Origin of the sequence: Oxynema mangrovii CENA135 (genome assembly GCF_016632315.1) — a bacterium.
GTDB classification, from domain to species: Bacteria; Cyanobacteriota; Cyanobacteriia; order Cyanobacteriales; family Laspinemataceae; genus Oxynema; species Oxynema aestuarii.
This window is the reverse complement of sequence record NZ_JAEOXH010000002.1, coordinates 822,164-846,049: the sequence shown is the minus strand read 5'-3', so window position 1 is coordinate 846,049 and position 23,886 is coordinate 822,164. Positions and strand designations below refer to the sequence as shown.

Annotated in this window: 25 protein-coding genes; 14 read left to right on the top strand and 11 right to left on the bottom strand. The window is 52.6% G+C overall.

Going from position 1 to position 23,886, the window contains the following annotated elements:
• Positions 1 to 220 precede the first annotated feature (220 nt).
• From JJD41_RS17330 to JJD41_RS17320, 3 genes are all read left to right on the top strand, one after another.
• Positions 221 to 931, top strand: a complete 711-nt coding sequence (locus JJD41_RS17330; RefSeq protein ID WP_200668766.1) for a glycosyltransferase — start codon at positions 221 to 223, stop codon at positions 929 to 931.
• A 338-nt stretch (positions 932 to 1,269) separates the two neighbouring features.
• On the top strand, positions 1,270 to 1,878 hold the full coding sequence (locus JJD41_RS17325) for a thylakoid membrane photosystem I accumulation factor (protein WP_200668765.1): 609 nt from the start codon (positions 1,270 to 1,272) through the stop codon (positions 1,876 to 1,878).
• A gap of 881 nt (positions 1,879 to 2,759) precedes the next feature.
• Positions 2,760 to 4,184 carry a sugar transferase gene (locus tag JJD41_RS17320; protein ID WP_200668764.1) on the top strand — a complete coding sequence of 475 codons (1,425 nt, stop codon included), beginning with the start codon at positions 2,760 to 2,762 and terminating at the stop codon, positions 4,182 to 4,184.
• A gap of 125 nt (positions 4,185 to 4,309) precedes the next feature.
• Here the strand turns inward: JJD41_RS17320 and JJD41_RS17315 are convergent, their stop codons facing one another.
• Positions 4,310 to 5,311 carry a glycosyltransferase family 9 protein gene (locus JJD41_RS17315; protein ID WP_200668763.1) on the bottom strand — a complete coding sequence of 334 codons (1,002 nt, stop codon included), beginning with the start codon at positions 5,309 to 5,311 and terminating at the stop codon, positions 4,310 to 4,312.
• Positions 5,312 to 5,483: 172 nt separating this feature from the next.
• Between JJD41_RS17315 and ispD the strand changes: the two genes are divergently transcribed.
• From ispD to JJD41_RS17285, 6 genes are all read left to right on the top strand, one after another.
• On the top strand, positions 5,484 to 6,173 hold the full coding sequence (gene ispD, locus JJD41_RS17310) for a 2-C-methyl-D-erythritol 4-phosphate cytidylyltransferase (protein WP_200668762.1): 690 nt from the start codon (positions 5,484 to 5,486) through the stop codon (positions 6,171 to 6,173).
• A 425-nt stretch (positions 6,174 to 6,598) separates the two neighbouring features.
• A complete protein-coding gene (locus JJD41_RS17305) occupies positions 6,599 to 6,775 on the top strand; it encodes a hypothetical protein (RefSeq protein ID WP_200668761.1) in 177 nt (58 codons plus the stop codon).
• Positions 6,776 to 6,783: 8 nt separating this feature from the next.
• The gene (locus JJD41_RS17300; protein WP_200668760.1) at positions 6,784 to 7,461 is read left to right on the top strand and encodes a response regulator transcription factor; all 678 of its coding nucleotides are present in this window, start codon (positions 6,784 to 6,786) and stop codon (positions 7,459 to 7,461) included.
• Positions 7,462 to 7,724: 263 nt separating this feature from the next.
• Positions 7,725 to 8,576 carry a hypothetical protein gene (locus JJD41_RS17295; protein WP_200668759.1) on the top strand — a complete coding sequence of 284 codons (852 nt, stop codon included), beginning with the start codon at positions 7,725 to 7,727 and terminating at the stop codon, positions 8,574 to 8,576.
• 215 nt (positions 8,577 to 8,791) lie between these two features.
• On the top strand, positions 8,792 to 9,046 hold the full coding sequence (locus JJD41_RS17290; protein ID WP_200668758.1) for a hypothetical protein: 255 nt from the start codon (positions 8,792 to 8,794) through the stop codon (positions 9,044 to 9,046).
• Between the two features lie 14 nt (positions 9,047 to 9,060).
• Complete coding sequence (locus JJD41_RS17285) at positions 9,061 to 9,633, top strand: PepSY domain-containing protein (RefSeq protein WP_200668757.1); 573 nt, start codon at positions 9,061 to 9,063, stop codon at positions 9,631 to 9,633.
• 101 nt (positions 9,634 to 9,734) lie between these two features.
• Here the strand turns inward: JJD41_RS17285 and JJD41_RS17280 are convergent, their stop codons facing one another.
• Positions 9,735 to 10,121 carry a DoxX family protein gene (locus JJD41_RS17280; protein WP_200668756.1) on the bottom strand — a complete coding sequence of 129 codons (387 nt, stop codon included), beginning with the start codon at positions 10,119 to 10,121 and terminating at the stop codon, positions 9,735 to 9,737.
• Between the two features lie 71 nt (positions 10,122 to 10,192).
• On the opposite strand from JJD41_RS17280, the gene JJD41_RS17275 reads away from it, so the two are divergent.
• Positions 10,193 to 11,092, top strand: coding sequence for a LysM peptidoglycan-binding domain-containing M23 family metallopeptidase (locus JJD41_RS17275; protein WP_200668755.1), 900 nt, complete (start codon positions 10,193 to 10,195; stop codon positions 11,090 to 11,092).
• Positions 11,093 to 11,175: 83 nt separating this feature from the next.
• Here the strand turns inward: JJD41_RS17275 and glgA are convergent, their stop codons facing one another.
• The 3 genes from glgA to hemC all read right to left on the bottom strand — a co-directional run bounded on the left by glgA (position 11,176) and on the right by hemC (position 14,484).
• Positions 11,176 to 12,579: a glycogen synthase GlgA gene (gene glgA, locus JJD41_RS17270; RefSeq protein WP_200668754.1), complete on the bottom strand. Its 1,404-nt coding sequence runs from the start codon at positions 12,577 to 12,579 to the stop codon at positions 11,176 to 11,178.
• 138 nt (positions 12,580 to 12,717) lie between these two features.
• Positions 12,718 to 13,353 carry a glycoside hydrolase family 108 protein gene (locus JJD41_RS17265; protein ID WP_168570843.1) on the bottom strand — a complete coding sequence of 212 codons (636 nt, stop codon included), beginning with the start codon at positions 13,351 to 13,353 and terminating at the stop codon, positions 12,718 to 12,720.
• 162 nt (positions 13,354 to 13,515) lie between these two features.
• Positions 13,516 to 14,484 carry a hydroxymethylbilane synthase gene (hemC, locus tag JJD41_RS17260; protein ID WP_200668753.1) on the bottom strand — a complete coding sequence of 323 codons (969 nt, stop codon included), beginning with the start codon at positions 14,482 to 14,484 and terminating at the stop codon, positions 13,516 to 13,518.
• Between the two features lie 207 nt (positions 14,485 to 14,691).
• On the opposite strand from hemC, the gene JJD41_RS17255 reads away from it, so the two are divergent.
• Entirely contained in the window at positions 14,692 to 15,873 is a 1,182-nt protein-coding gene (locus JJD41_RS17255) for a homocysteine biosynthesis protein (RefSeq protein ID WP_200668752.1), read from the top strand.
• 142 nt (positions 15,874 to 16,015) lie between these two features.
• Here JJD41_RS17255 and JJD41_RS17250 read toward each other — a convergent pair whose 3' ends face one another.
• Complete coding sequence (locus JJD41_RS17250; protein WP_200668751.1) at positions 16,016 to 17,182, bottom strand: hypothetical protein; 1,167 nt, start codon at positions 17,180 to 17,182, stop codon at positions 16,016 to 16,018.
• A 406-nt stretch (positions 17,183 to 17,588) separates the two neighbouring features.
• A complete protein-coding gene (locus tag JJD41_RS17245) occupies positions 17,589 to 17,762 on the bottom strand; it encodes a hypothetical protein (protein ID WP_200668750.1) in 174 nt (57 codons plus the stop codon).
• Positions 17,763 to 17,903: 141 nt separating this feature from the next.
• On the opposite strand from JJD41_RS17245, the gene JJD41_RS17240 reads away from it, so the two are divergent.
• Positions 17,904 to 18,797: a tetratricopeptide repeat protein gene (locus JJD41_RS17240; protein WP_370583869.1), complete on the top strand. Its 894-nt coding sequence runs from the start codon at positions 17,904 to 17,906 to the stop codon at positions 18,795 to 18,797.
• Positions 18,798 to 18,803: 6 nt separating this feature from the next.
• Here JJD41_RS17240 and JJD41_RS17235 read toward each other — a convergent pair whose 3' ends face one another.
• The 3 genes from JJD41_RS17235 to JJD41_RS17225 form a co-directional block, all read right to left on the bottom strand.
• A complete protein-coding gene (locus JJD41_RS17235) occupies positions 18,804 to 19,424 on the bottom strand; it encodes a TMEM165/GDT1 family protein (RefSeq protein WP_168570849.1) in 621 nt (206 codons plus the stop codon).
• Positions 19,425 to 19,857: 433 nt separating this feature from the next.
• Positions 19,858 to 21,603 (bottom strand): succinate dehydrogenase/fumarate reductase flavoprotein subunit, encoded by a 1,746-nt coding sequence (locus JJD41_RS17230; RefSeq protein ID WP_200668749.1) that lies wholly within the window; start codon positions 21,601 to 21,603, stop codon positions 19,858 to 19,860.
• A 94-nt stretch (positions 21,604 to 21,697) separates the two neighbouring features.
• On the bottom strand, positions 21,698 to 22,015 hold the full coding sequence (locus JJD41_RS17225; RefSeq protein WP_200668748.1) for a hypothetical protein: 318 nt from the start codon (positions 22,013 to 22,015) through the stop codon (positions 21,698 to 21,700).
• A 244-nt stretch (positions 22,016 to 22,259) separates the two neighbouring features.
• On the opposite strand from JJD41_RS17225, the gene JJD41_RS17220 reads away from it, so the two are divergent.
• Positions 22,260 to 22,493 carry a hypothetical protein gene (locus tag JJD41_RS17220; protein ID WP_200668747.1) on the top strand — a complete coding sequence of 78 codons (234 nt, stop codon included), beginning with the start codon at positions 22,260 to 22,262 and terminating at the stop codon, positions 22,491 to 22,493.
• Positions 22,494 to 22,781: 288 nt separating this feature from the next.
• The gene (locus tag JJD41_RS17215; RefSeq protein WP_200668746.1) at positions 22,782 to 23,504 is read left to right on the top strand and encodes a tetratricopeptide repeat protein; all 723 of its coding nucleotides are present in this window, start codon (positions 22,782 to 22,784) and stop codon (positions 23,502 to 23,504) included.
• A gap of 152 nt (positions 23,505 to 23,656) precedes the next feature.
• On the opposite strand, the gene JJD41_RS17210 is transcribed toward JJD41_RS17215, so the two are convergent.
• The gene (locus JJD41_RS17210) at positions 23,657 to 23,857 is read right to left on the bottom strand and encodes a hypothetical protein (protein WP_200668745.1); all 201 of its coding nucleotides are present in this window, start codon (positions 23,855 to 23,857) and stop codon (positions 23,657 to 23,659) included.
• Positions 23,858 to 23,886: the final 29 nt, after the last annotated feature.

Genomic DNA, 23,886 nt, shown 5'->3' with positions numbered 1-23,886 from the left:
TTTGTTCTCAACGATCGCAAGACAGCTAGGGACGGGAATTCAATCGGAAGTTTGAATCGGCTAACCTCTTTAGTTGGCGGATTCTCAGGGTCGGGAGCATGACCGATCGCCCTATACAATCAGCAGGGGAAGACTGGTTATCAATCTATTTTACAACTTGGATCTGATAGTGATAGCCTTCCGATTCGAGAATCATTCAATGTAATTTTCTTCAATCAAAATGGAAGATCTTATCGATGTATCGGCGATCGTGCCTTGTTTTAATCAAGGGGAATTTATTCTAGATGCGATCGCCAGTATTGAAGCCTCGGTCGAGGTGAATTGGGAATTAATTATTATTAATGACGGTTCGACCGAACCCCTCACTTTAGAGGTTTTGCAATATCTAGAACGTCACGGATATTGGGTGATTAATCAAAGAAATCGAGGTTTAGCTGCTGCGAGAAATCGCGGAATTCGGGAGGCGAGTGGTCGCTATATTCTCCCGGTCGATGCGGACAATAGAATTAGACCGGATTACATGCGTTTGGCGCGCGATATTCTCGATGCTTCCCCAGAAATTGGCGTAGTTTATGGGAACGTTCAGTTTTTCGGCGATCGCCAAGCTCTTTGGCACGTTCCGGCGTTCGATCGCGATCGCCTTTTACAGAGCAATTATATCGATGCTTGTGCCGTTTTTCGCAAGCAATTGTGGGAAGGCTGCGGCGGTTACGATACGGCGATTCCCAATCGACTCGGATTTGAAGATTGGGATTTATGGTTGACGGCGTTAGGTCGGGGATGGCAGTTTTATCGCCTTCCCGAAATTGTCTTTGACTATCGGGTACGACCGCGTTCGATGGTGACTCGATGTTTGCAACAGGAAAATCACGAAAAAATTCTTGAATATCTCCGAAAGAAACATCCCGATCTCATGGGAGGGACGCAATAGTTTTTCAAGGTTTCAACTTTTATATTTCCACGGTTCGCACCCACGAAAGAACCGAGCGCCTTGCTAATTTCTTAGCAAGAATCGCTCGGAAAGTCTACCCAGTTGATGAAAGCTACGAGTTAGAACGCGCAAGCTCAGTGTAACTCAAGTTGAAGATAAAGTCAACACCAAAACAAGGGGGGTCGATCCGACGTGGCGATCGCCTTCGGGGGGGAAATCGTGGCGGTCGAGATCCACAGCTCGGCAAAACTTGATACAGTCAGTCTTAACAGTCCTGCTAGTCTTCGATTTCGAGTTTTATGATCTTTTCTCGGTTGCGTGGCGCGTGCCTCAGTTGGATGCAGAGCCTCAATCGCCTGCAAAATCAGGGTTTCCAGTGGTGGAGACGACCCCGATGGCGAGCCAGTCGTCTGTCGGCGGCGATCGCGATCGCGCTTTTGCTGTGGTTTGCGGGCGCCCCATCAGCTCGTGCGAGTCTCAATGACGATCGCTTCGACGGCAATATCTACGCGCTTTACGGTGGGAATGGCTCCCTAGTTCCGCCTAAAGTCACTTTTCCTCAAGCGCTCAAACGGGACGATAAGGCAACCATCATCGTGTTTTACCTGGATGACAGCCGGGATTGCAAACAGTTTGCCAGCGTCGTTTCTCAGTTGCAAGCCTATTACGGTCGCGCTGCAGATATTTTGCCCTTAAACGTGGATGCGATTACGACTGAAGCGAGTTTTACTCCCAATGATGCGGGGTATTACTATGAAGGGGTGGTTCCACAAACCGTGGTTTTTGACCAATCGGGGAAAAAGGTTTATAGCGGTCTCGGACAGGTTGATTTTGGGGAAGTCGATCGGGTTTTACGTAAACTTTACAATTTAGTTCCGAGAGACGCATCTCAGGAATTGAAAAAGCGATCGTTCAACGAATTTAACAGTGAATTAGCTCCCGACTAAGGGTTTTCCAGCCAGTCCCCGGGGTCGCTCTCTATCGGACTGGCTGACGCGATAAAATGTGCGAGCATCGGGGCGATCGCGCCGTAACCCACTCGCTTTGGTCGAGAACTTAGGGAGAAATAGATAATTATCGATTGTCGAAGGAAAACGGTAAACTTTTCGATCGCTACGAACTGAATGCGATCGCTTTAGCAAAGGGCAGAGCAAAAGGGATAGATCGCAACGATTCCCTCTAAAAAAATACAATCTGGCTAGGGTTAAAAGAACGATGGGGCGACAGGGAAGGCGATCGTCGAAGTTCGATCGATCGAACGCGCTTGCGCCATCCACGGGGGCGAACTTCACTCAGAATTGAGCGAACAAAGGGCATTCGCGATCGAGCGATCGCCTGGAAAGTTTAAAAATTTGAATTTCTCGTGAAGTTTTCACCCTCAGTCTATGGACAATTCACTTAAAAATGTGAAAATATTATCGGGGGAATTTCTATGCGGAGCTAGATGGCTTGTCTCAGAACGATCGCCATCCCCTCGTCCGTTCAATAAAGAGACACGGATCGACCGCGATCGGCGTCGGCGAGGCTGGATTTAGCCGGGTGCAATCGCCAAGTTTCAAACCCCGTCAATCCGAACGACCTGGCCACGATCGACCGGAATTCTCCTTGACTTTGAACACTTAACGATTGGCGAAAGTCTGAAATTCCCTTGGACTATACTAGGGCTGGATTGGAATTTAACTTTCCGGCGAGAACGGGGAGCCTTATGTGTCAGGATGGGGAGAGTTGTCTTAGACAGTGGGTTGCATCTATATCGGACACTCTTAAATTCATTAATTATTGACGACCAGGTGGGGTTTCCTCTCTACTTGGTGCATACGGCAAGACCATGCACAAACAAAAGCTCGACATACGCGCTCCGATCATTGCCCAACTCAGTCGCGGGACGGGAATTGGCTGGTTAAGAGTCGCCGTCCTGGCGATCGTCGATAGCTTGACGATCGCCGCCGCTTGGTATTTAGCCGATCTGTGGGGAACGCCAGTAGGGGGCTTTAGCCTGCTGTGGAACTTAGACGGCAAACCGGGATTTTTAGTACCGATTATGGTCATCACGATCGGTATTTTATGGGCCTCCGGGCTGTACGGAACCGACGATCGCCGTCGGGATTTTTTCAGTTTGATTAAATCTTTGACGTTAGCTCAAGGCGTGTTACTCATTGTCGGCTACCTCTACGAACCGGAAGCCGTAGCGTCTCGCTCCACCTTTTTACTCGCGTGGATTTTTAACTTACTTTTCGTATTTAGCGAGCGCTTAATTATTCATCTAACTATTATTAATTTACGCCACAAAGGAGCGATCCGGCAACGAATCAGCTTGGTAGGGCAAGCCCCCGACATTGAAGAAGCCCAAAAATTAATCCAAAAAACCAAGCAATATGTCATTTGCGATGCTGAAGACATCGGGCTTCGCCAAGAGGAAGATTGGAGTTCTTTAATCGACAAACTGCGCCTCAAACAAGTTAGTGAAGTCTTTGTTTGTTCTCATCTTTCCGTCAAACAGCAGGTTTCTCTCTACTGGGAACTAAAAACGGCGGGCATCCATCTAAGAATTTTACCAATGGGTTTGGAATTGCCGATCCAATGGTCTGAAATTAAGATGGTTAATGGCTTACCCACCATGAGATTTAGATCGCCACCGATTATCGGTGGAGACTTTTGGATCAAACGCGGATTCGATTTGGTCGCGGGCAGTTTAATTTTATTGGCGACCAGCCCGATTTTAACGGCGATCGCCCTCGCGATTAAAATTGATTCTCCCGGTCCGATCTTCTACAAACAGACGCGAATTGGTGTCAAAGGACGGGAATTCAAAGTCTGGAAATTTCGGACGATGGTGGTCGATGCCGAGCGCTTGCAAAAACAACTCGAAGAGATGAACGAAATGAAAGGCGGGATCATGTTCAAAATGAAAGAAGATCCTCGCATTACCAAAGTCGGACGGTTTTTGCGGCGCTACAGTCTCGACGAACTGCCCCAAATTATTAACGTTTTGATCGGCGAAATGAGTTTAGTCGGTCCGCGTCCGTTTCCCTTGCGCGACGTCGAACGCTTTTCCGAACACCATCACATGCGTCACGAAGTTTTACCCGGAATTACGGGATTGTGGCAAGTTTCGGGACGTTCGGACATTATCGATTTTGAAGATGTCTTTCGTTTGGACATGACTTACATTCAAAATTGGTCTGTCTCTTTGGACTTTCAAATCTTGTTCCAAACGATTAAAGTCGTACTCGGGAAAGAAGGGGCGTATTAATCCCCCAGATGGCGAGCTGTCCCCCCAAGCGGACAACTCGCGATCGCATCGGGGGTGTCGGACAACTCGCAGCGATCGCGCGCAGAACCCTCCGGCACCAAGGACAGGCGATCGCCCTCGAATCGTCAAGACCCCCAAACTTTGTCCAAAACCGTTTCTGGTGAAATATCCGCCACTTTTCCCGTCGGCGATTGAATGCTGAGAAAACGCACTTCCGCGTCGGAACCTCGGTCTGTAGGACTGGGAAGCCGTTTTTTAGCCGTCGTCGGGCCGAGCAGGGCGATCGTGTAAGTTTGCAAGGCTACCGCCAAATGCAGGGGAACGCTATCCGTACACAGCATCAAGTTCGCGGCGGCGACTATCCCGGCTAACTTACCGATATCCGGAGCTGAGGTCACCTTCAAACCCGGACAGGCCGCCGCCAACTGCTGGGAAAACTCGCGGTCTTCCGGTTCTTCGATCCAGACGATCGGGAGTTGGGGTTGTCGCTGCTGGATTTGCTCGACGATCTGCTGCCATTGTTCGACCGGGTAAATCCCGTCACGACCCTGAGTTTCGCACAGGGCGCCCGAACCGCCATAGGCGAGAATATAGCCGCTATTTTTAACGCCGAGTCGGTCTTGTTCCGCTTCGGCCCAATTGAGATCCTCTTTGAGCAAGGTCACCGAGAGGTCGGGGCAGGGAGTATCGATCGCCAAACCTTGCAAGAGGTCGTGATTGACGAGGGGAAGATACTGCTCGGTTTTTAGTTCGACCGCAGCGTTGAGAAACCAGTCGTCAACACTAAGATCGCGATAGCCGACCCGGGTAGGAATCCCCGAGAGCCACAGTAAGACCTTGAACAGGGGACGCCGTTCGAGGGATAAAACCGCATCGTACTCGCGATCGCGAACGACACCCAACAAGTTGCCCCAATCTGCCAAGCCATTGCGATCGACAAAATCAAAGGGCAGGACCTGGAGTGACTTGTCGTGGAGGAACTTGCACACTCGATAGGCATCCTTCGCCCGAGGCTCTACAATGACATCGATTCGAGCGTTGGGGTAAGACCGCTTGAGGTCTTCTAAAGTGGGAAAGAATAAAATTTGGTCGCCAATTCCGCCTGGGACAAGGGCCAGTATTCGCATCTCAGTTAAGTGAGCTTACTGAACAGCTTCACTGTACAACATTTAAGCCGACGAACTACCACTGTTCCATCAAAAATTGTCAGAACGCCGGACCGTTGGCAAAGCGCCCCCGTCCGGTTCTCCCGTGCAAAATCGGCTAAAATCGCAAAGGCCAAATTGAAGAGGAACCGCCGTGCATTTATTGATTCCAGCCGCCGGGATGGGGCGACGGATGGGCAGCGATCGCAACAAACTCCTGCTGCAGTTGAGCAACCGACCGCTCCTCGCCTGGACCCTACAGGCGGCCAATGCTGCCGAGCAAATTAGTTGGATCGGCATTATCGGTCAGCCTACAGATTGGCCCGACTTCAAAGCCATTTTAGCCGCCGAACCCCCTTCCAAACCCGTCGAATTCATTCGCGGGGGAGACACCCGCCAAGAATCGGTTTACAACGGCTTACAAGCCCTCCCCGACGGCGCCGAACGGGTTCTCATTCACGACGGCGCCCGTGCCTTAGCCACTCCCCACCTCTTCGATCGCTGCGCCGAGAGTCTGCGTCACTGCCGTGGCATCGTCGCCGCCGTTCCCGTCAAAGACACCATTAAAATCGTCGATCCGACCGACGAACTGATCCGCGAAACTCCCGATCGCCGTAACTTGTGGGCGGCGCAAACCCCGCAAGGCTTCGAGGTCGCCGCCCTCAAAAACTGTCACGATCGCGGACGCCGGGAAGGATGGCAAGTCACCGACGACGCCGCCTTATTTGAAAAAAACGGCTTGCCCGTCAAAATCGTCCCCGGGGAAGAAACCAACCTCAAAATCACCACCCCCGTAGATTTGGCGATCGCCGAACTCATCTTGCAACAGCGCCTCGGATCCTAAAAGCTTCGCAGGCGTTTTCCCGCGCGATCGCCAATCAAAGAACAAAATAATGGGGAAGCGTACTGTGCTTTTGAACTTGGCCGTATCTACCGTGATGCCTTGCCCCTCATCAGCCGATCGCAGAGGAGCTTATTCGAGGTGAGTGGGGTTCGGGAAACTCCGTGCGATCGCCCCGGAAAACCGGGAAAAAAACTCGTGTCGCGAGAGGGGAGTTTCCTGTCGGCTTCCCTAGGAGGGCTTCCGAAAGGGCGATCGCCTTCAATCCCCGTCATTTCTAGGGTTGGTGGCGCTGGAGCGATCGCGGAATCCTTGAAAATTGCTGGAATTAGATACAACTATCGCAATCTAAAACAAACTACCACATCCCGAGCCAATTTCAAAATTTTCACTACACATGTAATGACACAAATTCGTAAAAATTGTCTGTGTTTTGTTTTTATTTTGTCAGTATTTTGTACTGCACTCTTACTGTAATTTGGCGATCGCCTCCGGGGCGATCGCGAACCCTCGATCCAAATTTCAGTTATTCTAAAAAAGAGATAAAAACGGGGTTAGAGTCGCCGGGGAAATTACACCGTCAAGTGGCGAACCGTTCGCCTTGAAACACCCGATGAAAATCCTGTTAGTTGAAGACGACAATCGCATCGCCGAAACCTTAGCATCGATCCTACGCGATCGCTATTACACCGTAGAAATAGCCGGGGATGGCGAAAGAGCGTGGAGCCTTGCCAGTGCTTTTACTTATGACTTAATCCTGCTCGATGTCATGTTGCCTAAAATTGATGGCATCACCCTCACCCAACGCTGGAGAGCCGCCGGAAAAAGCACGCCTATTTTAATCTTGACCGCCAAAAATACAAGTCGAGATAAAGTATTAGGTTTAGACGTCGGCGCCGACGATTACGTCGTTAAACCCTTCGATTTACCCGAATTACTCGCCCGCATTCGAGCCTTATTGCGACGGGGCGATCGCGACCCTTCCCTCATTCTCAAATGGGGCTTGTTACAACTCGATCCCAACCGTTGCGAAAGCGAATATAACGGGGTCGCCTTACCCCTGACTCCCAAAGAATATAGCTTGCTCGAATTATTTTTACGCCATCCTCGGCGCTTATTCAGTCGCCCTGCAATTTTAGATCGATTGTGGTCTTTTGAAGATCCTCCCGGCGAAGAAACCGTAAAAGTTCACATCAGGAGTTTGCGAAAAAAATTGCAAGCCGCAGGCGCACCTTCTAATTTTATTCAAACCGTCTATGGTTTGGGATATCGGCTCAACCAACATCTTTAAACCGTGCGCCGCGATCGTCGCTCCACCTTCGACCCCTTTCGATGAAGTCGCCAGCCTGTCCCGCGATCGCCGAGCGATCGTGGCATCTTTCCGATTTCTTTACGTTTTTTCGATATCGTCAAACCATTCCCCCCGATCGGGGATTGTTATCGAGTTTTAGCGACAAGAAAATAACAATGTCGGAATCTAACTTTCCATCCCCAACTTTTACCCTTTCATCTTTCAATTCATCCGTCCCCGAACCTTCAACCACAACCGCACCATTGGACGATGATTTTTTTGACGACGACGATTTTTTTGAAAACGACTTTGACGATAATTTATTTGACGATGACTTCGACGACGATGACTTCGACGACGATGACTTCGACGACGATTTCTTCGATCGCATCGACGGCTTTATCGATCGCCTCGTCCAACCCCGGTTTTACTTCACCACTTATCCCGATGTCGCCGAAGCCATTCGTAACGGAAGCTTTCGTGGCGATGCCGACGATCACTTTGAAGAATTTGGCGGACGCGAAGGACGAGATCCTTCCATTTTTTATAGCGAACAATTCTATTTAACCAACAATCCCGATGTCGCCGCAGCCGTCAATCGCGGGCAGTTTCTGAGTGGCTTCGAGCATTTCTTCTCCTTCGGAGCTCGCGAAGGACGCAATCCGAGTCCGAACTTTAACAGTAATTTTTATCTTGAAAATAATCCCGATGTCGCCGCAGCCGTCAATCGGGGCACCTTCAACAGTGGCTTTTTCCACTTTATTGCCTTCGGACAATTTGAAAATCGTCAGCCCCGTCCGGCCAATCCTCCCGCCCCAGTTGCCAACGACCCCCTCATCGGTTCGACGACCAACCCAGCTCAATTCGCCAGCGACAACGCCGACCCCCTGACCACGGGCGGTACGACGATCGCCAGCGAGGCCATGCCGATCGCCCCTGCCGTCCCCGGCGATCGCCTTCCAGACCTCGCCGCCGCGTCTAGTGGCAGTTCGCCGGAGGATCTGTCCCTGTTTCTGCCCAATGGAGTCGAAGGGTTCGCCGCTTCCACCCCCGCACTTGCGACGCTCTCGGACATTGAAGCGAACGGCGATCGTCTCCCCCTCGATCTGTTTTAGCAATAGATAAACTCTCGAACAGCCAAATCTTCTTGACTGGGGAAAAACACAGTGTTCTTCCCCAGTTCTTTTTTTTGAGCTATAATCTCGCCAATTCAAGAAATTCTAGAGAACCCTTTCAACTGCAAAATCAGGGTGTTCGCGTGTCTTGTTTTAACTTCTCAGAATTTTAAGAGCTATCCACAGTTTCTTTGAGTTACATTGGCACAACAATGATGAATAATCATCGTGGACTTTGGCGTTCGCTAGTTGTTTTATGTTTGGCGATCGCCGGATTCTTATTCCCCGTTAGCATCTTTAACCCCGCGTCTGCTAACGCTTATTCTCCCGCCGATCTCGATCTTTACGCCAGTTCTGACGACGAAGATGACGGCGAAGACTTCGACGACGAAGATGACGGGTCCGACGACGAAGATGACGGCGAAGACTTCGACGACGAAGATGACGGGTCCGACGACGAAGAGAGTTAAACCGATCTGAAATTATGAATAAAGCAGCTTTTCGCAAACTCCACCGAACCATTGCCCCGATCGTTTTTGTTCCCTTATTGCTCAGTGCTTTAACCGGAATCGGTTATCGCATCGGTAGAAGTTGGTTTGCAATACCGAGAAGGGCGGGTCATTTGCTCATGGCCGTCCATCAAGGCGAATATCTCGGCCATGCCCTCACCCCCGTTTACGTGTTATTCGTGGGGTTGGGATTACTCGGGGCGATCGCCACCGGGTTGACCCTGACCGGATGGTTTCGGGGAAATCGAAGCGCAAAAGCTGCTAACTCTCTCAATTTCCGTCAAATTCACCGCCGTCTCGCCCCCCTATTTTTCATCCCCTTAGCCTTAGTGGCGATCTCAGGAATTGGCTATTGTTTGGGAGAAAGTTGGTTGGGACTTCCAGAAGGAATCGCGGATCGATTGATGGATATTCACCAAGGATCGTTTCTAGGAAATCGGTTAAGACCGATTTATGTTTTAGTTATCGGGATGGGATTGCTTTCCTTATTGATTACCGGAATTGAAATGACGGGAATGTTTCGCAAAAAACGGCAGTCTTCGATGTAAGCGTCCCGCTTGGATTTGAGAACCGGGCGATCGCCCGCCGGAGAACAATCCCCGATCGCCCTTCCCGCTTATTTATTTGGGAGTTACAATCAGTACGAACCCTAGAGGCGATCGTCCAAACTGAACGGTCCCGACCCGTAACTCGAAACCATCAGCAACCCTCCCATCAATCCCAGGTTTTTAAAAAACTGAATTTGTTGGCTAGAATCGCTAAAATTTGTGTGGAAAATCAGGGTTGTCGGGATTAAAAAGCCGACGAGCAATAACGCCCCCCATTTTGCGCGATAACCGCACAAGACCGATAAACCTCCGGCCAATAAAACGGCGATCGTCGGCCACAGCAAGATCCCCGGAACGCCGTTGCTTTGCATATAGGTTTGGGTCGCCGTGGGGTCGAGTAGTTTCTCGATCCCGGACTTGAGAAAGATCGAGGCGAGCAGAAGCCGCGACAAGAGCGGAATAAATGATTGTAATCGGTTAAAATTCACAAAATATGTCCTGCAAAAGGGGCCGATCCTTGCAGCAAACTGCAAAGTCTGTTTGTTTTCAAATTACTGTTATGAGTTTATTCCATCGCTTAATTTTAGGCACGAGCGTGCTGCTGTTGGCCGAGCCGATCGCCCCCATCGCGGCCAATCCCAACGAGTCGGCGACCCCCTCCGCCTGTCCGGCTCCCGCCCTCGATCGCATCCAACGCCATACCGTCGCCGCCGGAGAAAGCCTCGAAGCGATCGCCGAACAATATAACCTGATTCCAGCCACGTTGATCGGCTTCAACCCCCAACTGCGCGGCGGTCGAGTGCAACCGGGGATGGAACTGAAAATCCCCCCCTACAACGGCATTACCGTCAACGTCACACCGGGACAAACCTGGCCCGAACTGGCCTCGACATACAATGTTAGAGCGGACGTGTTGTTTGAAGTCAACGGCTGCCAAGCGCCGCAAGCCGTCGCCTTCATTCCCGGCGTCAACTGGTCGCCGACGAGTTCCCCGGAAACCGGATTGCCGGAAGCGGCGACCGACGCCGACGCCACCCTCGACGGCTATCCCCTCCCCCAACCTGGCCAAACCTTGCTCGCTTACGGCTGGCGGGTCGCCGGAGAGGACAGTAAGGTGGTGTTTCACAGTGGGATCGACTTGCAAGCGGACGCGGGAACCCCGGTGTTAGCCGTAGAAGAAGGCATCGTCGCCTACGCCAGCGATCGTGGCGCTTACGGAAACTTAGTCGTGATCAACCATCCCGGCGGCAAGCAAACGCGATACGCTCATCTACAAAATATAGAAGTCAGCTTGCGACAGAAAGTGAGACGCGGCGATCGCCTCGGCAGCGTCGGCACGAGCGGCAGTCCCGACGTCGGCGAACCCCACCTGCACTTTGAAGTGCGTTCCAACTCCGATCTCGGTTGGGTCGCCGAAGACCCCGCACTATACTTGCGATCGCAAGTCAGCGAACGGTGAAACCGGACTGAAAAAAGGCAAAAGCCCGAGCGATCGAACTTTTGCCCTTTTGCTGACCTGTAGCGAGACCGTCGCGCCGTCGCCTATCCCGCGTCATCGGCAGAGTCGGACTCGGACATCCCCAGAACCGAACGGTACATGTCCACGTACCGCTTCGCCGAAGTTTCCCAGCTAAAGTCCGACATCATGCCGCGCTGCTGTAGTTTTTGCCAAGCATCCTTGTAGCGGAAGCCTTCCCAGGCTCGAATCAAGCAGGTGAACAAATCCAACGGTTCGTAGCGATCGAAACAATAACCCGTTCCCTCTTCGAGCATCGGTTCGTGGTGGCCGACCGTATCGACCAACCCCCCCGTGCGGCGCACGATCGGCACGCAACCGTAACGCATCGCCATCATCTGACTGATCCCGCACGGTTCAAAGCGACTCGGCATCAAAAATGCATCGCTTCCGGCATAAATCCGGCGCGCCAGAGAATCGTTATACAACAAATACGTCGCCATCCGTCCCGGATAACGTCCCGCCAGTTGCCACATTTGCGTCTCGTAATAGCGCTCTCCCGTCCCCAATAAAATAAATTGGGCGTCGGTGTACGCCATAAAGCGATCGAGAATTTGTAACACCAAATCGATGCCCTTTTGTTCGACCAAGCGGGTCACCATACCGATTAAAAAGGCATTTTTATTGACTTCTAAGCCGACTTCTTCTTGAATGGCGACCTTATTCGCCGCCCGTTTCTCCAGATCCGTCGCGCTGAAATTGGCGGCGAGATACTTATCCGTTTCCGGATTGTAAGAGTCCACGTCAATGCCGTTGAGAATCCCGACCAACTTGCCACTGATAAACGAGAGCAAACCGTGCATTTTTTCACCGTAAGACTCCGTTTGAATTTGTTGGGCGTAAGTCGGCGAAACCGTATTGACGATATTGGCATACTGAACCGCCGCCGCCATCGTATTGTCCCCTTGCATGTACCAGGGACACCAGGTCATTTGTTCCAAACGCCAACGCCCCGGGCCTTGATAGGCTAAGTTATGAATCGTAAACACCGTGGCGATATCCGGGTCTTGGTGCATCCACACCGGAATCATCCCCGTGTGCCAGTCGTGACAGTGGATGATGTTGGGTTTCCAGTAATTCCAGGCAAATTCCGCCGCACCGTTGGAAAATAGGGTAAAGCGCCAGTCTTCATCGTCCCCGAAGTAAATCCGACGGGGTGAAAATGCCGGATGACCGAAAAGATACAAGGGAACGTCCGTCCCGGGTAAGACGGTTTCGTAGACAGAAAAGTCCTGAAACATGGCAAACCCCTTCCAGATCGGTTCGCTCGGGATTTTCATTTTGTCTGGAAGGAAGCCGTAATAGGGCATGAAGATCCGCACGTCATGTCCCATTTGTCGCAGCACTTTTGGCAGGGAACCGACGACATCGCCCATTCCCCCGACTTTAGCCAGTGGGGCCGCTTCTGCGGCGACAAATAATATTCGCATGTTGCTCTTTGCGTTCCCTGAAATGGTCAGTACCGCCATCATACCCGGATGCGGGATCCGACTGTAGCTTCCGGGGGAAGGATATGAGCATTTGGCAACACGCTAGCGCCACCGGGAGACTTTTGGAGATCGCCCCCCTTACGATCGCCCCTTCAACTCGGCGACGATTTCTTCGAGCAAGCCGATCGCTTGCTCCAAGCGCGCCACGATCGCCGCGTCCTCGCGATCGCCCTTTCCGGGATTTTCCAAATCCTCGATATACTTCGACAGGGCCTTATCCCGTCGCAGCCAACCGTCGAGAAACACCTGTTGGCTGGGATTGGCTTTAACGCGCTGGTGGCGGTAGTCGATCCGGCGTTTGACGTATTCCCGGGCCGTGGCGATCGTATTGTGAGCGGCGAGAGCGGCGCTGGTTTTCGAGCCGAAATCGCCATCGACGACCAAACCGCCGATCGCCTCCTGAAGAAATTCCACACTGCCGCGCAAGCCGAAATTTACCGCCGTATCGAAATGAACCACCGCTAACGGCAAACACATCGAATCGGCTTTCGACGGTTGCCAGTAATAGCGAAAGTAGATTTCTTCAACTTCCGCCTCCGTGAGTTGGGAAACCCGTTGGGGGGGTAACTTCTTATGCTGGCGGTAAGTGTCGTAGGTGGCTTGACTGATACCTCTATTGACGGCTCCGGCGGGATCTTGCGGGTGTCCGACCCCGCCTTCCCACTTCAAGGTGAACTGGAGGGCTCGGGCAAATGCATCGTTCGTTTGGGTCATAACCTTGCTCGCTTGCGATTTGAACGCCAATATCGGGGGGGCGCGATCGCCCGTACCCCTTGTATTCCAGCGATCTCCACCCCCACCCGCACATCTTCACCGGGTCGGCTAAAGATTGCAAGTGGCGGGTCTGTTACCGAGGGCAGACCCGCACCGATCCGGTTAATCCCGTTCGATCTGAGCGAAGATTTCCGCCAGGATCTCTCCGGCGCCTCGTTCGCGCAGTTTTTGGGCTAACTCCACCCCCAACGCTGCCGCCGTGTCCGCCGGACCGACCACCGTATCCTTGACCAAGGTTTGACCGTCGAGACTGGCGACCATTCCCGTTAAGGTTAACTGACCGTCGGCGATCGCCGTATTGACGCCGATCGGAACCTGACAGCCCCCTTCGAGTTCGCGCAAGAACGCCCGTTCCGCATCACAGCGTCGAGCCGTTTCCCGGTGTTCGAGCGCTTTAATTAAATTGAGAATTTGCGGGTCTTCCGTACGACACTCGATCCCGAGCGCCCCTTGTCCGACCGCGTGCAAGGAAATTTCCGGGGGGACGATCTGGTGGACGCGATCGCCCATTCCCAAACGCTGCAAGCCAGCCACGGCTAAAATCAGGGCGTCGTATTCCCCCGCATCCAATTTCGCCAAGCGGGTGTTGAGATTGCCCCGAATATCTTTAAACGTCAAATGGGGGAAATGATGGCGCAGTTGAGCCAAACGCCGCAGGGAAGACGTTCCCACCACCGCCCCTTCCGGTAGGGTGTCGATCTGCTTGTCTCGATGTTTGGCGTGGACCACTAAGGCATCTGCCGGGTTTTCTCGCTCGGTGACGCAGCCGAGCATCAACCCGTCGGGGAGATTGGTTGGCAAGTCTTTGAGGGAATGCACCGCCATATCGGTATCGCCGTTGAGCATTCCGACTTCCAGTTCTTTAGTAAACAGTCCCTTATCCCCGATTTTCGCCAAGGCCACATCGAGAATCTTGTCCCCTTGGGTAGACATGGTGTGGACTTCAAAGGCGATCTCTGGATAGTGTTTTTGTAGTTCGTCGCGCACCCAGTGGGTTTGCACGAGGGCCAGTTGGCTTTTGCGAGAAGCAATACGCACGGTTCGAGGGGGACTGGAAACGCTAGAAGTCATAGATCGATTGTGTCGAAGGTTCGGATATAATAACTCGATCTAGACTACCGTAGGGAAGACAACCATTTTTCGCATTTTTGATTTTAAAGATTTCGGCATCCCGTCGTGAGGGGCGATCGCCTGTTGAGAAGTCCTTCGGCTCGAACCCCCCACGACGATCGCATTTTAACTGCTGATTTGTCCTGACATTCCAACCTACATTCAACTATGCGAACGATCGCCGAAATCAATGACAAAATCGAACGCAAACAGGCCGTCGTCTGGACCGTCGAAGAAGTCAAAACCCGAGTGGAAGAAACCAGCGTCGCCGAAGTCGCCCGGGAAGTAGACGTGGTGACCACGGGGATGTTCGAGCCGATGGAATCGTCCGGGGCGCTGTTCAATCTCGGCCATACGGACCCGCCGATTAAAATTCGTCGCTGCTGGGTCGATGGGGTTCCCGTCTACTCCGGTTTGGGCGCTGTAGACCTGTATCTCGGTGCCAGCGAAATGGTTGAAGGGGTCGAAGGGGAAGAAACCCGCGAACGCGGCGGCGGTCAGGCGATCGAAGATTTGATCGCGGGCAAAGGGTTGCCGTTGCGAGCCGTCGGACAGGTGACGGACTGCTACCCTCGGGCCTCGTTCGAGACCACGATTACTCGGGAAACGATCAACCAGTTTTATCTGTTTAACCCGCGCAATCTCTATCAAAATTTTATCGTCGGGGTCAACGGCGGCGATCGCCTCCTCTACACCTATCTCGGTCCACTTCAACCCCAACTCGGTAATGCCGTCTACGCCTGTAGCGGCGAATTGTCCCCCCTGCTCAACGACCCGGAATTGAGGACCATCGGGATCGGGAGTCGCATTTTCCTCGGCGGTAGTATCGGCTATATCGTCGGCGAAGGAACCCAACATTTTCCCTTGCAAAAACGCCTCCCCAACAAAACCCCCATCGGTCCGGCGGCGACCTTGGCGGTCGTCGGCGACGCCAAGCAAATGTCGCGCCGTTGGGTACGCGGTTGTTATTTTAAAAACTACGGTCCGTCTTTAATGATCGGCATCGGCGTCCCCCTTCCCGTTCTCGACGAAGAGGTCGTCGCCTGTTGTGCGGTGCGCGATCGCGACCTGGTCGCCCCGGTGATCGATTTGTCGATCCCCCGTCGGATCCGGCCTACCTTCGGCTTGGTCAGCTACGCCCAACTCAAAAGCGGGCGCATTTCGATCGAGGGGAAATCCGTGCGAACCGCGCCCCTCTCCAGCATTCGGCGATCGCGCGAAATCGCCCTCGAACTCAAACAACGCATCGATTCCGGTGAATTTACCCTCACCGAACCCACCGCCCCGATTCCCATGGATCGTTCGTTTCTCCCTCAAAATGTCTGGGGATCGCGCATGACCTTCGACTAAGTTCTCGATTCAACCCGAAGTCGCCTGTCGGGAGTTCGTGGCGCCGCGATCGCCTCCCCGGAACTCCTGACGTCCCGAAGTTACGACCGCTTGTATTCTCGTTCGACATACAACAAGACCCCACTCCCGACACGGCGAACGGCTACTCGCTTTTACTCGGTGGATTTTTCTTAGACGGTTTGCTCGACGAGGGCGCCGATCCCGCACGCTTGCCACCTTTCGTCACCGGGCGCGCATTGCCTCTGTGGCGACCCGGCCCCTTGCCTCGGGGACGACCGGAAAACGGTTTTTTGCGTTTGGCACCGACAAACCCCATGTGGTTGCCGCCGTCAATTTCCAACTGTTCTCCAACTCGGTGAACGTGTAAGTCCCAAAAATGACCCACCGCTTTAGGATTGGATAACAAACCTTTCAGTTTTAATTTAAAAAACTTCGGTTTCTCCGAATCTTTGCGAGCGGTTTGTCTGATCTTGATGATGATGTACTGATGCGGTTGGGATTGAAAAATGACCTCCCCGCGAATCGAGAAATATCCATCTTCGAGATGGGATTGCAGGGTCGGAGCCGGGGCGATCGCCTCCTGCGACTCCTCGGATGACTCCGCACCCTCGGTGGCCGTTCCTTCGCCCCGTTCGTCGGGAGTTTCGGTCGCCAGTTTTTCCGGCTCCCAAACCCCCATAATTTGCGCGTGCAGGTTATCCGTATTTTGTCGGGTTCGAGGATAAACCACCCAAAGATGTTCTTGTTCTAAGTCCAGGTGATTTTTGACCAAACTCATCACCCGTCCCAACAACACCGCATCGATCTCGGTGCCGTCGCTCGTCAGGAGAATACCGCGCGTAAACTGCTCCTCGGACGGCTGATAACGACCGCGAATTAAACCGACCGCTCGATATTGTTTCGGTTCGCTCGGAGGTGGAATCGGCTGTTTGTGAAAATCTGTGAGATCGTTGTGAGAACTCACTTCGCTAGCGCTCTGTTCCGAGCTGCGATCGCTGGAATCGTCAGATTGACCTTCAGCTTCAGTTTCCGGCGCTTCGGCTTCGGCGGGCGACGGTTCCACGGCAGTTTCCGGCGCTTGCGCTTCAGTTTCCGGCGCTTCGGCTTCGGCGGGCGACGGTTCCACGGCAGTTTCCGGCGCTTGCGCTTCAGTTTCCGGCGCTTCTACAGTCGGTTCCGAGGGGGTAGCTTCAGCTTCCGGTGGTTTCGCCGGAGGAGTCGGAGGCTTAGCCGGAGGAATCGGCGGTTGGGACTGGTCGGACTCGGGGGGTTGCGGAGAATTAGACAACTGGTTAGAAGAGGAATTCATAAAACCTCCTTGCTGCGGAGACACATCCGATGAGGACTAGGTTACAAATTGGAAGACGCGATGAGAAATCAAAAGGCTGAGTGGAACAAGCCCTCTCGCCCGAACTGAGGCATCCTGATTCACCATACATGGATTTGGAAGCTCCGAGTCAAAACGGGGTTGACCGAGTAAAATCGTGTCGAATCGCGGCTCGTGCGGGCGACTCCCCCGCCAAAAATGGCTGGCGAGCGGCGGTTGATACGAGCCGACCCCACGTTTGAGACAATCTACACGGATAGATCGTCGAGGCCAGTAAGGGTGAATTCAGGAGTGACTCGGTATCAGTCTGCTTATTGTACAGAATGCAACGATCCTAGAGTAAAATCCGCATGGTTTGGAGAAACCAGCGAAGTGGAAATAACGAGATTCAGGCAAATTTAGGGATTTTGGCAATCGATCGCCGCTCTATGAACTCTGGCTCGATCGCGCTGCTGGAATCTCGGTAGTAGGAATTTTTCTCGAATCGTCGGTATTGTTGAAGCCGATGCGCCGGAGGTTGGCCGTTGTCGGACGAGAGCGGCGCATCGCTGGAGCTACTCATTTTACACGCTCTCGGGCGATCGCCCTTCGTCGGGTTTTCCCGATGGCGACCTCGGACTCGCGCGGCTCGCTTCTCAGTTGCGGGTCATCTTTGTCTAGAATAGCGTTAAACCGATCTCGCTCAAAATTCAAGGGAAATACTGTGTCTGAAAAACGCGATCGCTGGATCTTTAAAGTGGTAATGGCCATTGGCTTAATTGCCTTTCTCGGGATTGGAATTGCCCCTCTGGTCAATGGGGTCTTACAAGCCAATAACCCCACCACGCAGACGGCTCCGACTGCTTCGCCGAACAGTGACCCTCAAAATACAGCACAAGCCGATTTAGAAGCCCAAGCTCGCGGTTACGAATTGGTTTTACAACGGGAACCGGACAACGAAACTGCATTGCGAGGTTTGCTGGAAGTGCGCTTGCAAATGCAAGATATTCCCGGGGCGATCGCGGCGTTAGAAAAGTTGGTCGAACTCAAGCCGGAACAGAGCAATTATGCGGTGTTGCTCGCCCAAGCGAAGGAACAACAGAACGATCGCGAGGGAGCGGCTCAAATTTATCGCCAACTGCTCGAAACCCAACCGGGCAATCTCAACGCCTTGCAAGGTTACGTCAATCTGTTGCTGGCTCAAGACCGCCCGGAAGCGGCGATCGGCTTGCTCCAGGAAACCCTCGAAAAAGCCCCCCAAGCCAATCAAATCGAAGCCAACAGTGTCGATGTGGTCTCGGTTCAGGTCATTCTCGGGCAGGTCTACGCCGATCGCGATCGCTATGACGAAGCCCTCGCGGTCTTTGACGAAGCCATTAAAACCGATCCGGAGGATTTTCGCCCCATTCTCGCCAAAGCCCTCGTTTTTCAACGTCAGGGTAAAAATGAAGACGCTCAACCCCTATTCAATACAGCATCGGAATTAGCCCCGGCTCAATACAAGGATCAAATTAACCAGTTGGCGCAAATGCCCGTCCCGACTCAGGGCGCCGCTCCAGCCCCGGCCCCGGCTCCCTCTCCGGCGGAATCGAACCCCGAGGAAACGTCGCCGGAGTAAGCGTCCCTAGGCGACTTCTAAGGCGGCGACGATGCCGAAAAGCAGAAATAAACCGCCGCCGATCGCCGTCACGGTCCGTTCGGAAATCTTTCCGGCAATTAATCGACCTCCAATCACCGCGATCGCCGCGCAGATACTGTGACCCTGAATCGCTCCGACGGTCACCCCCAAGGGGTTGTTCGCCGCCGCTAGGGCGATCGTGGTGATTTGGGTGCGATCGCCCCATTCCGCTAAAAAGGTCAGCAAGAACGCTTCGGCTAAAATTCCCCATTGGGCCGACTGGCTCAACCATCGCGAAAATTTCGACTCCTCAACGGCGATCGCCGCCGATTTTACTTCCTCCTCGTCCGGTTGGCTACTCATCTGGGACGCATCGTAAAGCAACTTCAAACCGAAGCCCACAAACAAAGCAATTTCGCCAAAATCAAGATAATGTTTCGGCAAAAATGACACCGCCTGACCGATTAACACCGAGAGTACGGTCATCGCCGCCAGAGCCAACACGACCCCGCCAAACACCCACCTGCGCGTGTGGCGCATGGCTAAAATGACGGCAATAAAAAAGGTTTTATCTCCTAACTCGGAAATCGTCGTCAGTAACAACCCTGCCGTATATGCTTTTAACATGAACTGTCGCTCCTCGGAAAAGACTGTAGGGCGATCCGAGCGAGCTGGTTAAAAGCGAAAACACTTCACCAAGCTCGCTCGAATGCGAACTTAGTGAAGGTCTCGCTGCCAAGTTCTCTAAAACCTTAAAATTTCCTCTTTCTTATCGAGGAAAATCGGAAAACTTGTTATCCGAACCAGGCGTTTGAGCCAGTATGTTGATTCGGATAGATCGACGCTTTGGTGAGTCGATAGCTACTCCCCTTCAGAAGTTAATTCTAGTGTAAACGCTTCAAAAATACAAGCATTTTCGATCGCTTTTCTCCCTTTTTTCAATCGAAGAGTTTCTCATTTCACAAATGAATCACTTTGCTTTTAAAAATGATTCATTTGTGAAATCAAATTCCCTCGATCGAGCGCTGGCCAAACGGGAAAACCCCTCTTTTTGAGCGCTCTAATACTTGCGTTCCTTCGGCTCGAAGCGAGTAATAGTGACGGGTCGATAACGAATGTCAATTCCCGTCGGGGAATAATAGGCCAGAGTATGTTTTAAAAAATTGGCATCGTCGCGATCGGGATAATCTTCGCGGGCGTGGGCGCCGCGACTTTCCCGACGCTCTAGGGCGGAGGAGAGAATCATCTGACCGACCCGCATGAGATTCTTCAATTCGAGTGCTTCGATCAGTTCCGTATTCCACACCGTCCCCTTATCGTCCAAATACACCTGTTCGGCTTGAGCGATCGCCCGTTCGACTTGTTCCAAGCCTTCGCGCATGAGCGATTCGGTCCGAAAGACGCCGCAATGTTGGCTCATGCAGTCTTGAAAGGCTTGGCGAACTTCGCCGATGCGATAGGAGCCACGGGCGTCGAGGAGGGATTGGAGGGTATCGCGGGCATCTTCGAGATAGGGGGCGGGGTCGAAATCGGGTTGTTTGCGATCGTCGAGGTAGCGGGCGATCGCCGCCCCGGTCAACTTACCGTACACCACGCATTCGAGCAGGGAATTGCTGCCGAGACGGTTGGCGCCGTGAACCGACACGCACGCCGTTTCTCCCGCCGCAAATAAACCTTCGATAAAACCTTCCGGACCCTTGCGAACGCGCCCTTGAGTATCCACGGGAATCCCGCCCATCGAGTAGTGAGCCGTGGGCCGCACGGGCATCGGTTCGATCGCCGCATCGATCGCCAGCAAACGATGGGCTTCTTCCCAACAAAAGGGAATCCGACTCATAATTTTTTCCCGTCCCATGTGGCGCAAGTCCAGGTAAACAAACGGACCGCCGGGACTGCCGTCGGCGTGGATGCCCCGTCCGGCGCGAATTTCGAGGGAGATCGCCCGCGAGGTGATATCTCGGGGCGCCAATTCCATCCGCGAAGGGGCGTAATTCGCCATGAACCGATCGCCTTCGGCATTAATCAGATACGCCCCTTCGCCGCGTACTGCTTCCGAAATCAACACCCCCACCGGATAGAGTCCCGTGGGGTGAAACTGGACGAACTCCATATCCTGCAAGGGAACTCCGGCGATCGCCGCCATCGCCAAACCGTCCCCAGTCGAAGCAAAATCGTTCGAGGTCGTATTAAAAACCCGTCCGTAACCGCCCGTGGCTAACATCACCACCTTTGCCCGGACTGCCCGCAGTTCGCCGTCGAGAATGTGGTACATCACCACGCCCTTCGCTTCTCCGTCCTCGACAATCGGGCGCATCACGTACCATTCGTCATATACTCGCACCCCGTAACGGCGCAAATTATTAACCAACTCGTGCAGGATCGCGTGACCTGTCTTGTCCGCCGCATAACAGGTGCGTTTGTGACTGTGACCGCCGAACGCCCGTTGGGCGATCCGTCCGTCGGGCAGTCGCGAGAAGAGAACCCCCATGTGTTCGAGGTCGATGACCACATTGGGGGCTTCCCGGGCGAGCAGTTCGACGGCATCTTGGTCGGCGAGGTAGTCGGATCCTTTGACTGTATCGAAGGCGTGAGCTTCCCAGGAGTCGAGGTCGTCTACGTTTTTGAGGGTGGCGGCGATCCCCCCTTGGGCCGCGACGGAGTGCGATCGGATCGGGTGAGTTTTAGCGACTACCGCCACGTCCGCATCCGGCTTGAGGCGGCTGATTTCGACGGCAGCCCGACAACCTGCGAGTCCTCCACCGACGATAATGACGTCGTGTTCGATCGTATCTGCTATCTTGGGCATTTTCTATACTTCGCTCTCAAAAAAGATTCCCCACCTTCGGGCAGGGAAATTCTGACAGGGGTTGGCGCGATCGGCCATTGCGGGAGATGGGGTCTCAACGGGTAGCGCCTGCGGTTCCCTCCCGAGGGGAGGTGCTCGAAGCCGTTCCCAGTTCGGGGGAGGTATTATCGACCGGATTGAATTCGATGTGATTGAGTAAGGTCGTGACGAAGGCAAACAGCAGGAACGGTAAGGATAAGACGACAATTAGCCCGACCGTGGCGAGGGCGTAAATCTGCCGTTCGGCACTCCACAAGGCCAACGCCGACGCCAAACTGAGGAAAATGACGATCAACCAAATGATGATTTGTCCGTAAATATCACCAAAGGTCAGAGTGCAAACTAGCCGATATTTGGGCAGTTCGTTATCCACGATTGAGATCCTCCTAACTTCTGATTAAAGGTCTAAAGTGAACGACCCACGCCGATTCAAAGAATACAGCCTGGGCAATAAGCCAATAGATGGCCTCCAAGCGAACTTATTGGTCTTACATCTAGGCGATTGGCGCTATCTTAGTTCCTAAGTTTTATAGAAAGCACAGGTTGTACAAAAAAACTTGTATGGATTTAGCTTGGTTTTCGCTATTTCAAACCCGTTCGGGCAGTAGGATTTTACCATGTTTGGGGAGTCCATCTCTTCCAACGCTCAATTGAAAAATTTTGAGGGGGACTTATTGCTGCGCCAACCCCTTAAAACATTAAAAGGATTGCCAGATCGTGCAATATTAATTTACACGATCGCCCCGGGATCCCTTTTCCCGCCCTGCGAGTACGAGGATCCGTGGGGCGGTCGGCGGCGATTTCGCGATCGCATCGTGACACGCGATCGCGCGTTCGCCCGGGAATCTTGACTGCGGACTCGTCTGTACGAGTCGATGCTCAAACAAAATAGTTTTGTCATTATTTATTTACTTTGCAAGTCGCCCCGCAGTGAGTTTAACTCACAAAGATGGCTCTCTTGGTTATCTGAGTTACGGAATCAATGGGAACGTAGATTATATAATTTTATTTGCGTTGTATTAAGTTTGTTGTGAATCCCGTTACTCAAAGTCTAAAGTTTTCACGAAGAGAACCCAGTCTTTGGGATTTTTCCGGATATCTTAAGCACATCACCCAATCGCTTGACTCGGAGGAATCAGATGGAATTCTTGCTTGTTATTTTGGCCTCGATCGCGATCGCCTATGGGTTGCTCAAGATGCCAGTAAAAATTAAAATTATCGATCGCGGTCGCGCGGCGAGTTCGACCCCGGAACCTCCCCGGGAATCTGCCGTTATTGAAGAATCGCGCTCTCCGGATCCGCCGTCGATCCGTGTCGATCGGTTTTTGGAAAAAACAACGGCCAACGATTTAGGATCCCCGAGTAAAGATTCTAGTTACGAAGATTGGAAAAATCGAGGCGATCGCTATCTGGTTTGTGGGGCTTATCCAGAAGCCCTCGAAGCTTACGATCGCGCCTTAGAATTGCAGCCAAAAGCTTCTTATCTTTGGCAGCAACGGGGGGAAACCTTAAAACGATTGAGGCGCTATCAAGACGCGATCGCCTCCTACGACCGGGCGATCGAAGTGAGTATGAATCCGATCGGTCGCTATCAAGCCTGGAATGGAAAAGGTTCCTTACTTTTTGCCTTGCAGCGCTATGAAGAATCGATCGCCGCTTACCACCAAGCCTTAGCCATTTGTCCCAACGGGATCGGATCGTCCCATATTTTAGGATTGGAAGGGATGGCCTGGTCGAAATTAAAACATTATGAAAAAGCAGGAGATTGCTATCGGCAAGCCTATCACAAAGCGATTGAAGTCTCGGAACAAACTCGCTTCCACTTGAACGATTGGCGGGTTCGATCTGCCGAGCAGATTTAACTTTGGAACAGAGAAATATAGAAGTTGTCGATCGCGTCAGTAATAGAGGAAATTGCAGATGTTGACGACAACTTGGAATAATTGTTGCAGCATCGATCGCAACCCATCGAGTAAAAACCATCGAGAAATTAGGGTCAACCGGATCGATACCTTCAATCGATCGCGCGAATTAACCCTCGATGTAAATCTTCATAAATGCGATCCACCCAAAGTTTTTCTTGCGAACTCAAACAATGTCCCGAGAGTAAAGTCATTAACGTGCGTTGGTCTTGACGGCTGATTTGACGAGAGGAGAGGATGCGATCGACGGCCCGGCGAATGGCATTTCGATCGGTAGATGCAATAGTATCCATAGGATCTCGGAGAAATTTAAACCCTTCCA